This is a genomic window from Planctomycetota bacterium (genome assembly GCA_038746835.1).
Taxonomy (GTDB): Bacteria; Planctomycetota; Phycisphaerae; order Tepidisphaerales; family Tepidisphaeraceae; genus JBCDKH01.
In genome coordinates this window covers 1-10,138 of the sequence record JBCDKH010000138.1, presented here as the reverse complement: position 1 = coordinate 10,138, position 10,138 = coordinate 1, and the positions used below count along the sequence as shown (strand labels likewise).

At 64.4% G+C, this 10,138-nt stretch carries 11 protein-coding genes; 6 read left to right on the top strand and 5 right to left on the bottom strand.

Annotated features, from left to right (window positions below; genetic code table 11):
* The 3 genes from AAGI46_12550 to AAGI46_12540 all read right to left on the bottom strand — a co-directional run.
* A partial coding sequence (locus AAGI46_12550; GenBank protein ID MEM1013037.1) for a chlorite dismutase family protein occupies positions 1-518 on the bottom strand: 518 nt, incomplete at its 3' end.
* 22 nt (positions 519-540) lie between these two features.
* Entirely contained in the window at positions 541-1,989 is a 1,449-nt protein-coding gene (locus AAGI46_12545; GenBank protein ID MEM1013036.1) for a hypothetical protein, read from the bottom strand.
* Positions 1,990-2,056: 67 nt separating this feature from the next.
* Positions 2,057-2,836: an enoyl-ACP reductase gene (locus tag AAGI46_12540; protein MEM1013035.1), complete on the bottom strand. Its 780-nt coding sequence runs from the start codon at positions 2,834-2,836 to the stop codon at positions 2,057-2,059.
* Positions 2,837-3,028: 192 nt separating this feature from the next.
* Here AAGI46_12540 and AAGI46_12535 point away from each other — a divergent pair, with 192 nt between their 5' ends.
* The 5 genes from AAGI46_12535 to AAGI46_12515 all read left to right on the top strand — a co-directional run bounded on the left by AAGI46_12535 (position 3,029) and on the right by AAGI46_12515 (position 8,326).
* A complete protein-coding gene (locus tag AAGI46_12535) occupies positions 3,029-4,231 on the top strand; it encodes a hypothetical protein (GenBank protein MEM1013034.1) in 1,203 nt (400 codons plus the stop codon).
* A gap of 9 nt (positions 4,232-4,240) precedes the next feature.
* Positions 4,241-4,849, top strand: a complete 609-nt coding sequence (locus AAGI46_12530; GenBank protein MEM1013033.1) for a flavin reductase family protein — start codon at positions 4,241-4,243, stop codon at positions 4,847-4,849.
* Between the two features lie 81 nt (positions 4,850-4,930).
* Positions 4,931-6,088: a thiamine pyrophosphate-dependent dehydrogenase E1 component subunit alpha gene (locus AAGI46_12525; GenBank protein MEM1013032.1), complete on the top strand. Its 1,158-nt coding sequence runs from the start codon at positions 4,931-4,933 to the stop codon at positions 6,086-6,088.
* A 15-nt stretch (positions 6,089-6,103) separates the two neighbouring features.
* Positions 6,104-7,078 (top strand): alpha-ketoacid dehydrogenase subunit beta, encoded by a 975-nt coding sequence (locus AAGI46_12520; GenBank protein MEM1013031.1) that lies wholly within the window; start codon positions 6,104-6,106, stop codon positions 7,076-7,078.
* Between the two features lie 132 nt (positions 7,079-7,210).
* Entirely contained in the window at positions 7,211-8,326 is a 1,116-nt protein-coding gene (locus AAGI46_12515) for a Sua5/YciO/YrdC/YwlC family protein (protein ID MEM1013030.1), read from the top strand.
* A gap of 161 nt (positions 8,327-8,487) precedes the next feature.
* Here the strand turns inward: AAGI46_12515 and AAGI46_12510 are convergent, their stop codons facing one another.
* A complete protein-coding gene (locus AAGI46_12510; protein ID MEM1013029.1) occupies positions 8,488-8,652 on the bottom strand; it encodes a hypothetical protein in 165 nt (54 codons plus the stop codon).
* A 34-nt stretch (positions 8,653-8,686) separates the two neighbouring features.
* Between AAGI46_12510 and AAGI46_12505 the strand changes: the two genes are divergently transcribed.
* Positions 8,687-9,250 carry an RpiB/LacA/LacB family sugar-phosphate isomerase gene (locus AAGI46_12505; GenBank protein ID MEM1013028.1) on the top strand — a complete coding sequence of 188 codons (564 nt, stop codon included), beginning with the start codon at positions 8,687-8,689 and terminating at the stop codon, positions 9,248-9,250.
* 51 nt (positions 9,251-9,301) lie between these two features.
* Here the strand turns inward: AAGI46_12505 and infC are convergent.
* Positions 9,302-10,138 (bottom strand): translation initiation factor IF-3 (gene infC, locus AAGI46_12500; GenBank protein MEM1013027.1); only part of this gene is annotated, 837 nt, incomplete at its 5' end.

Here is a 10,138-nt window from a genome sequence, read left to right as displayed (position 1 = left end):
GTCGTGTTGAGCTTGACGCTCGGGTACTTCGTGCCGACGCGAATGTGCTCGCTCATCGCCGTCTGCCGGTCCTCCTGGCTCATCAGGTACCACGGCCTGGTCTTCACGAACGGGTAGACGAAGAGGTACTTCCTTCGACCCGGCACGATCTTGGCCCGGCTGTTCTCGTCGTGAAACGGGTCGACCGGATCGATGTACTGACTTCGCTTGGTCATCGCGAGGAAGCGATGGCTGGTCGTGACGTATCCAGCGAGCCGCGTGCGATTCATCGCCGCCTCGCGTCGTTGAAGCACGTCCGACTCGTACGCGATTCGCCACACGATGAAGTCGGTGTCGGTCTTGAGCCCGGCGGTCGAGTACGTGAGCTGGATGTACTCCTCGTCCTTCTCCGCCAGCGCGGCAGCGAACTCCTCCTTCATCGCCGCTTTCACATCGGCCTCCAATCGCCGCACCGCCGGGTCGAGGCGATACATCGTCCACGTAACGAACTGCCGCCGAAGCTCAGGCTTGTCGCTCATGACCGACCGTACGAACGCTGCGTTACCCGCGGCTGGCCGTCGCATCGGCAGAATCGACGACCTGTTCGCTTTTGAAGGTCATCGTTCCTGTCCAGTGATTCGCCGGGTCGACGTGCAGGCACTGGTCGACAGGCACGGATCGAAGTTGGACGTCGAACGTGTCGATGTCGCTCCAAGGCTCAGGAAGCCGAACCGCTTCGCTCGCCAACGGTTGCGCCGCGCTCCAGCCACCGTCGTTGGCCATGATGTCGAACCGAGCTGCGGTCCCGGCAAAAGGCTCGTCCGATCCTGCCGGACGGACCCAAGCTGTAACGTCGAAGTGGGCCGGGAGACGCGTGTAGAACAGGGTCAGCGTCAAACTGGCTTTGCCCGTCGCGAAGTCGCGGGTCCGCTCGAGCTTGTTGACCTTGACAGACGTCCGGATGATCCGGTCGCGGAGGGCTATACGCTCGTCAATCGGCGGCTCGTAACCATGCTCCTTGACGACGAAGCTGCTCACGACCCGAAACGGCTTTTCGACGGGACCACCGGGAAGCCCAGCTGCGTCGATCGTTCGCGTGCCGATCAGTTCGACGTGGTGGGTGCCCGGTAGAAGATCACTCGTATCGATCTCGTGCACCACGCGAAGCTCGTGATCCGTCTGTAACCTCGGGATGTCGCAAACCCATGCATCCGGGACGTCAGCGTCCCACTGTCGGCCGTTGATCGCGATACGGGCGTCGATGATCTGGCCTCGTAGCGGAATGCCGTACGCGCGGCGGCTGTAGTCCACTCCGAAGCCGCACATCGCGGGTGTCCTTTGGTTCCTCGTCCAGAGCGGGTCGGTCAGCACGTGCATCGGCAGCGGATCGCCAGCCTTGATCCAAGCGCGCACTTCGATGCCCTCGTCGGTCCCATTCAAGAGATACTGCTCGGCGACGTGTCGCTCAAGCTTCCCGGCGGCCAGCATTTGCTCCACAAAGTCACCATCGTCGTAAAACTGCCAAGGTCGCGCCTCGTCTGCCTGATTCGCCAGCGTCTCTTCAACGAGGGACGAAACGGAGCGAGGCCCGATGTCCTCCGTCGGACTCTCGTGTCGACGCATGAGCTCGTACCAAGCCAAGCCCTTCGCGTTCGCGTCGTCTCCGCGTAGCTCCGCCCGCAGCCACCACTCCGGCTTCTTCTGTTGCAGATCGAGCCCGGTCGCCATGACGTAGCCGGTCGTTCCGCCAAAACCGAGGGTCAAAAGCAGCATCGCCGAGCCCGACCAGACCAGCCACCACAAGCGACGCCGATGGCCGATCCGCACCGCTCGCTTCGCAGTGATGTCGCGGCCGCATTCTGGGCAGGAGGCTGACCCGCTGCCGAAGAGGTCGTAGCCGCAGCGGCGACACTGCGGGTGATCGTCGACTTGGCGACCGCGTCGTCCAAACCAAATCAAGCCGAGAGACGCCGTCGCGACGCAGCCGATTAAGAGCCAGAACCACGCCACCGCGACAGCTTAACGCACGGTGCAACGCTCGCCTGCGACCGTCTGTCCCCATGCCACTAGATGCGCCTCACAGCCCGACGATGTTGAAACCGCTGTCGACGTACAGGTTCTCGCCCGTCGTGCCGCTGGAGAGGTCGCTGAGCAGGTAGACGGCGGCCTTGCCGACCTCTTCGGCGTCGATGTTGCGGCGTAGCGGCGCTTTTTGCGTCGTGTGGTCGAACATCTCGCCGATGCCGCCGACGGCCATGGCGCTCAGCGTGCGGACCGGGCCGGCACTGATCGTGTTGACGCGGATGCCCTTGGGCCCGAGCTCATATGCGAGGTAGCGGCTGGTCGACTCCAGCGCGGCCTTGGCGACGCCCATCACGTTGTACCCCGGCACAGCCCGGTCGCTGCCGAGATAGGTCATCGCGATGATGCTCCCGCCCTCGTTCATCAGCGGCTGAGCCCGACGCGCGACCTCAATCAGGCTGTACGCGCTGATGTCCAACGCCTGGCCGAACACGTCCCGCGGCGTCTCGAGGAACTTGTCGATCGCGAGGTAGTCCTTGTTCGCAAAGGCCAGCGAGTGGACGACGAAGTCGATCGTGCCCATCTCGTCCTTCACCTTGGCGAAGAAGTCGTCGAGGCTCGCATCGTCGGCGACGTCCAGCCCAAAGAGCGGCATCTCGCCGTACCCACCGTTGTCCATGGCCTTCTTAGTGCGAGCGAGGAACTTCTCGCCGGGCAGATTCGTGACGGCGAACGTCGCGCCGTGTGCTTTGGACGACTTGGCAATCGCCGCCGCGATCGAGCGATCGTTGGCGATGCCGAGGATGAGACCCTTTTTGCCTTCGAGGAGTGCCATGAGGCGGGAAGCCTAGCGGTGCGACTTTCCGCGTGGTCGGGTATGCTCTGGGCAGCCCGCAAGCCGGCCGCCATCGCTGCAACTGGAGCGTCCTGCTCTTTCGCGAGTCCCTGACTCGTCCCGCCTCGCAGCAAACTAGACGACCGACGACAACCCGCCCTCCCACCGCGGCCAAGCCGCAGGAGTCGTGTCATGTCGCAGTTCCCGGCCTCCGCTGAATCGTCGGAAACTCATGCCAGCACGCCGACACCACCGCCGGCAAGGTGGTGGCATTGGATCGTCGAGTTCAATCCGTTTTATCTGCTGAGCGCCGTCGCCATGCTCGCAGGCGTCGGTGCACTCACCAACACGACCACGTGGAATCCGATTCCGATCAGTCGGCTGATGCCGCTGCTTGGCACGCTGCAGGTTTACGAGATCACCTGCCTCCTCGTCAGCATTTGGCTTTACAAGCAGGTCGGACCGCGTCGCGACACACTGCAGCTGATCGCACTCGTTTGCCTCTTCGCGCTCGACGTCTCGTTTCTCATGAGTGAGATCGCAACGGCTGATCTTGCAATCGGGATCCTGACCTCGGCGGCCCTCCTAGCTCTGGCCGTTGCGAAGGTCGCGTTGTTGCTGCGTGTCATCCGGCCCGAGCTGACGCCAGCGACGATCGCGACCGGACTGGTCGGACTCGTGCTGTTGCACGCGGTGCCGTCGACCCTGCTCTGGCTCGACGGTGATCAGGGCGGCGGCGTGACCGTGGGGACGTTTTACCTGCTGTGGTGGATGGTCGGACTCTCGCCGCTGTTGTACCGCTTGCTTTCGTTCATTTGGCGAGACGTCGCACCGCGGGGACAAGCCCCCTCCGTTTGGTGGCCACGAGTGATCGCGGCTGGGCCGTGGGTGTCGCTTGCGATCCATCTGGGCGTCTTGCACTACGTTTACGACCGCCCCTTCATGGCTCCGCACGCGGCCCCCTTGCTGCTGTGCCTCGCTTTGCTGCTCAAGCCGACGAACGAGAACCTCGGCTTGCGTCTCCTGCTTCCACTCGCCGCCGCCTTCGTTTCGTGGGGCAGCCCGGTTCGACTCGACCTAGGTCTCGGCGACGTGCGCTTGTCGACGTCGATGATCGGCACGTCGGCTGCATGGCTGGTGCTGATCGGTGTCACGTTGCCACGCCTGCTGCCGGCTGCTGTCGCAGCGGTCGGCGGTGTCGCATCGTGGCGACTGTTGGGGCCGAGCTGGTCTCAGGTCATCGCGGCTCTGCAACAGTTTGCTGACGCAGTGAGGGCTCTCGTGCCACGATCGAGATTTGCGTGGGGCGTGCTGTCCGTCGGCATGGCGTTCGTGTTGCTGCTGGTCGGCGTGCTTACGAGCCTTTTGCACCGGAAGCCTCGGCCGTCGTCGTAGCCTCGCCACGTGCTCATCGATCCCAACGACGTCGACCCGCGGGTGATGTACGGCCACCTCGTCAACGTCGTGGTTCCACGCCCTATCGGGTGGATCAGCACGACGTCGACCGCCGGCGTGGACAACCTCGCGCCGTACAGCTTCTTCAACGCCGTCTGTGCCAATCCGCCGACTGTGTTTTTCAGCGGCGCTCGCGATCGCAATGGCAATCAGAAAGACAGCGTGCTCCACGCGATCGAGACTCGCGAGTTCGTCGTCAACATCGTGCCGCACCGGTTGGGCGAGCAGATGGGCGCGTCCAGTGCGACGCTCGCCCGCGACCAGAGTGAGTTCGATCTCGCAGGCCTGACGCGTGAGCCGTCGGGCAAGGTCAAACCGCCGAGGGTGGCGGAGGCGGATGTCCATTTGGAGTGCCGCATGAGTCACACGCTCGATCTGGGCGACGGCGGTCCGATGTCGACGACGCTGGTCTTCGGCGAGGTCGTTCTCATGCACGTCCGAGAAAACGTGCTCGACGGCGACGGAAACGTCGATGCCGGCCGCCTGGACGCGATCGGACGCCTCGGCGGGTCGTCATATGCGACCACGCGAGACCGGTTTGACATGGGCCGAGGTTGATGCGTGGGACGTCTCATCGCTTTTCGCACGGCCGAATCGCGTAGACTTCGGGCGTCCCCCACCGAGCAGGAGGTTCGGCCCATGCCCACACACGACGTCTTCAACGGCTCCGTTTCCCGCGTCGAGATTCTTTCGGCTGACGGTTCGATCGATGAGCAACTCGCAGACGAGGTGCGCGACGTGCTCGACGACGAGGCCGTGGTCGCGGCGTATCGCGAGATGCTCGTCGCCCGCGAGCTTGATGATGCTGCGTACCGCCTCCAACGAAGTGGTCGGATGGGCACCTTCCCGCAGAACAAGGGCCAGGAGGCCGGCCCGCTGGCGGCGGCTATGACCCTCATCGCCGGGCACGACCACGTCGTTCCCAGCTATCGCGAGAACATCGCCCTGTTCCACCTCGGCCTGCCGATGCACCAGATCCTGCTGCACTGGATGGGCGACGAACGCGGCAACGACATCGACCCGAAGCTCGGCATCTCGCCCATCTGCATCAGCATTGGTGCCCATCTGCCCCATGCGGCCGGCATCGGGTGGAAGCTCAAGATCGACAACGACAAGCATGGCACCGACCGCGTCTGCATGGCGTTCTTCGGCGACGGCGCGACCAGCGAAGGTGCCTTCCACGACGGCCTGAACTTCGCGGCGACGGGCGACGCACCGGTCGTCTTCGTCTGCCAGAACAACGGCTGGGCCATCAGCGTCCCGACCGAGAAGCAGACGCGTAGCCAGACGTTCGCCCAGAAGGCACTGGCATACGGCATGCCGGGCTTCCAGGCGGACGGCAACGACCTTTTCGCCAGCTTTAAGGTCTGCCGCGACGCCGTCCGCCACGCCCGCGCCGGCAACGGTCCTGCGCTTGTCGAGCTGACGACCTACCGCATCGCCGACCACACGACGGTTGATGACGCATCCCGCTACCGCAGTAAGGAAGAGCACGAACGCGGCGTCGCGTCGGACCCGCTGATTCGCACACGCCGTTACCTCGAGGCCCGCGGCCAGTGGAACGACGACCTCGAGAAGCAAGAGAAAGAGCGAGCCACCCGCATCGTCAAGGAAGTCATCGCGACTGCCATGGAGATCGAGAAGCCCGGCAAGTCGGACATTTTCGACTACGCCTTTGCCACGACGCCGCGTGAGCTCGAGCGTCAACGCGAGACGCGTCGGACCGGTTCGCTCGGCCAGTCGCCGCGTCAGTCGACCCTGAGCCGCGTCGAGGCAGACGAGGCCGTCACTGTCTGAGCGAGGAGGACGCCGATGCCGCAGCTGAACCTCGTCGATTCGATCAATCTCGCCCTGCGTCAGGAGCTGACGCGCGATGAAAGCGTCATCCTCCTCGGCGAAGACGTCGGCCTGAACGGCGGTGTGTTCCGGCTCACCGACGGCCTGCAGAAGGAGTTCGGCGAGGCGCGCGTTCGCGACACGCCGCTCTCCGAAGGCGGCATCATGGGCACGGCCGTCGGCCTGGCACACGCCGGCATGAAGGCGGTGCCGGAGATTCAGTTCGAGGGCTTCCTCGGCCCGGCGTACGACCAACTCGTCAACCAGGCTGCACGCTGCCGCACGCGAAATCGTGGCGGAATGACGTGTCCGCTGACCGTCCGCGTCCCCGTTGGCGGCGGCATCCACGCACCGGAGCTGCACAGCGATTCGCCCGAAGCCGTCTACGTCCACACGCCTGGGCTGAAGGTCGTCATGGCCAGCCGGCCCAAGGCCGCCAAGGGCTTACTCGCCTCAGCGATTCGCGATCCAGATCCGGTGGTCTTCTTTGAGCCAAAGCGCGTCTATCGCAGCTTCAAGGAGGATGTGCCAGATGACGACTACACGATCGAGATCGGCCAAGCCGAGGTGCTCGAAACAGGCGACGACCTGACGATCATCACTTGGGGCGCAAGCGTCTTCCGCTGCCTCGAAGCCGCAGACGCTCTGCCGGACCACATCTCGGCAGAAGTGATCGACCTGCAGTCGCTCTGGCCGATCGACGTCGAGACGATCGTCAAGAGCGTCAGCCGCACGGGCCGAGCGGTGGTCGTCCACGAAGCTCCGAAAACGTGCGGCCTCGGTGCCGAGATCAGCGCGTTGATTCAGGAGCACTGCTTCCTCAACCTCGAAGCTCCCGTCCAACGCGTGACCGGTTTCGACGTGACGATGCCGTACTACAAGCTCGAGAACGACTACCTGCCCGACGCCGCCCGGATCGGCAAGGCGCTGCGAGAGACGGCAGCTTATTGATGCGACGGAATTCGTACTCCGCACGCATCGAGCAATCTGCGTAGGGTGGGCCCGGGCCCACCGTCTGGGCGTGCTCTCAAAGCCGCTGCATCCGGAGGTGGGCCGGGGCCCACCCTACGTTTTTCACCGCTTATGTCCGTTCGCCGCGTTGACCTCAACGACTACACGCTCGATTTGCACCAGGCCGTCGAAGAGGCCGCGGGGTTGTTGTCCGACGGCAAGCTGGTCTGCGTCCCGACCGAGACCGTTTACGGCCTGGCCGCCAAACCCGGTGCGTCGGACGATCTGGCCAAGCTTCGTCGCGACGCCAAAGCGCCGATGACGCCCCACCTCGGCTCTGCTGACGATCTGGACGCATTCGGCGTTGAGCTGACCGACGACAGCCGGAAGCTCGTCCGCAAGCTCTGGCCCGGACCCGTGGCCATCGGCTTTCAGATTGACGCCACGAAAGCTCAATCTGCTGCAGACCAGCTCGGCCTGTCGACGTCAGATCTCTTCGATGCCGACAGTCGAATCACGCTGCGTTGTCCTGACGATCCGTTCACGTCGACCGTCCTCCGGCGTGCCGGACAGCCCGCAGTGTTGACGCGTGCGGGGCTGCCGCGTGGCGGCGAAGCGTCGCGTCCGCCGGAGTCGGCAGGCCTGGACGAGCTCGGCGTCGCCGTCGCCTACGACGCTGGCCCGACGCGGTACGCCAGGCCGAGCACCGTCGTGCACGTCGAGGCCGACGGCTCGACTTGGAACGTCGTCCGCGAAGGCATCTACGACCGCCGGATCATTGAGCGGCTGCTGCGGACAACTGTCCTCTTCGTCTGCAGCGGCAACACTTGTCGGAGCCCGATGGCGATGGCGCTCGGCAAGAAGGTCCTGGCCAAGAAGATCGGCGTCGATCCGAAAGCTCTTGGCGAGGCCGGGTACGAAGTCATCTCGGCAGGCACCGGGGCGATGCCCGGCATGCGTGCCACACCCGCTGCTGCCGATGCAGTCCAGTCGCTCGGCGGCGACCTGTCGGGCCATCGCAGCAGCCCGCTCGATGTCGCGATGATCCACCGGGCGGACCTGATCATCGCCATGACCGCCGCCCATCGTCAGGGCGTCCTCGGGCTGGTGCCATCAGCAGCCGACAAGCTCGTCCTGCTGGATCCGGACGGGGACATCGAAGACCCGATCGGTGCCGACGCGTCGACCTACATGCGTCTTGCAGAAAAGCTCGAAACGCTCGTTGACGACCGCCTCGCTGCTCTGTGATCTTGCCAGGTAATGACACGCTCGCTGCAGCAGCGGCTCCTGATGCGACCCGTCGGTTCGACCGATCAAAAACCCTCCTAAACAGTTCCAGCGGCACTTTTGCTGTCACGTTGTCGCATGTGCGCGCCCGGTATCGCATACAACGGCCGAAGAGTCGTCTTTTACAGATGGCTGCCGATGCGGTAGATTGCCCCGTGCCACGCGTCCCCAATCGCGTGGGTCGGCAGCGGATCGGAGCCGCGGCCGAAGGAAGAGGCAACGGCAGGAAGGATCTCCATGAGCGACGGATACCCGCGAAGCGCCACTGACGGCCAGTCCGTGCTCAAGACCCGTGGTGGGGCGGCCGATGTTCAGGATTCCTTGCCTCCTCACCGAATTGCAGCCTCACTCACTGCCGAGGCATCTCCACGCCTGCGCCGTGTCGCCCTTGCAAGCGACCACCGCGGCTACGCGGCAAAAATGCGACTGATCGAGCGGCTCTCGGGTGTCGGCTGCGACGTCGAAGGGCTGGAAGCCGTCGATGACTTTGGCTGCGATGACGGCTCGCGCGGTTGCGATTATCCGGACTATGCGATTCCCGTCGCACGGCTGGTCGCCTCCGGCGAGTACGACGCCGCCATCCTGCTCGACGGCAGCGGCATCGGGATGGGCATCGCGGCCAACAAAGTCCCCGGCATCCGCGCTGCCACGTGCCACGACGAGATCACCGCACGCATCGCACGCGAGCACAATCACTGCAACGTGCTGTGCGTCGGGACCGACCTCGTCGGCGAACGGACGCTCTTCCGCGTCGCAGAGACCTTCCTGGTGACGCCCTTCACCGGCGGACGTCACGTTCGCCGTGTTGCCAAACTCGCCGAGCACGAAGACAGCGTCTTCGCCACCGTTGAGGATGCACAGACCGCGCGTCGTCTCTCAAGCTGACTTCAATCAGCGTTCACGCGATCGAAACCTCACCTGTTCAATGACGGCAACTCACGCTGCGTCGGACGCGGGCGCTGGTTCGGCCTCGGCGGCGGGTTCTTCGCTGTCGCTTGGAGCTGGAATGACCGCATCGTCCGAATTACGCGGGGGCAGCCCGAATGTCGCCTTGGGCTTCGGCGGAGCTTCGCCCTCGGCTGTGGCCTGGGTCGGCTGACGCGACGGGAACAGGCTTTTCCGCGCCGGCTTGACGACCTCGTCCTTCGACGCGTCACCTGCAGGACCAGCCTCGGCGAGCGGGACGCCCTTGGTGCCGACCGTGATCGGCTCGCCCGGCTCGGGGGCCCGAACCTTCTTCGGGTCCTTTTTGTCGGGCGAGAGGACCATATTCCCACGACGCCCCTGCATGCGGAAGTCCTGCTCGACCTTGGAGATCATGAACAGCTCCCGCTTCACGCCGTTGAGCAGGTCTTGGCCGATGTCTTGGTGGGCCATCTCTCGGCCGCGGTACTGGAGGGTGATTTGGACTTTGTGGCCGTCCTCCAGGAACTTGCGGGCACGATCCGTCTTGATCTTCAGATCGTGCGGGTCAATCTTGGTTGTCTTGATCTTGACCTCTTTGAGACCGGTGTGCCGCTGCTGAGCCCGCTGCTTGTCGGACTTCTTCTGCTGCTCGTACTTCCACTTGCCGTAGTCGAGGATTCGGCAGACGGGTGGGCGGACATTGGGGGCAATCTCGACGAGGTCCAGGCCGGCGTCTTGCGCCATGCGAAGGGCCTGGTCGGTCGGGACGACGCCTTGCATCTCCCCGTCGGCATCGATCAGCCGGATCGGGCTGATGCGGATTTGTCTGTTGTGGCGAAAGAACGCGTCTTCGCGGGCGTTGTGGTT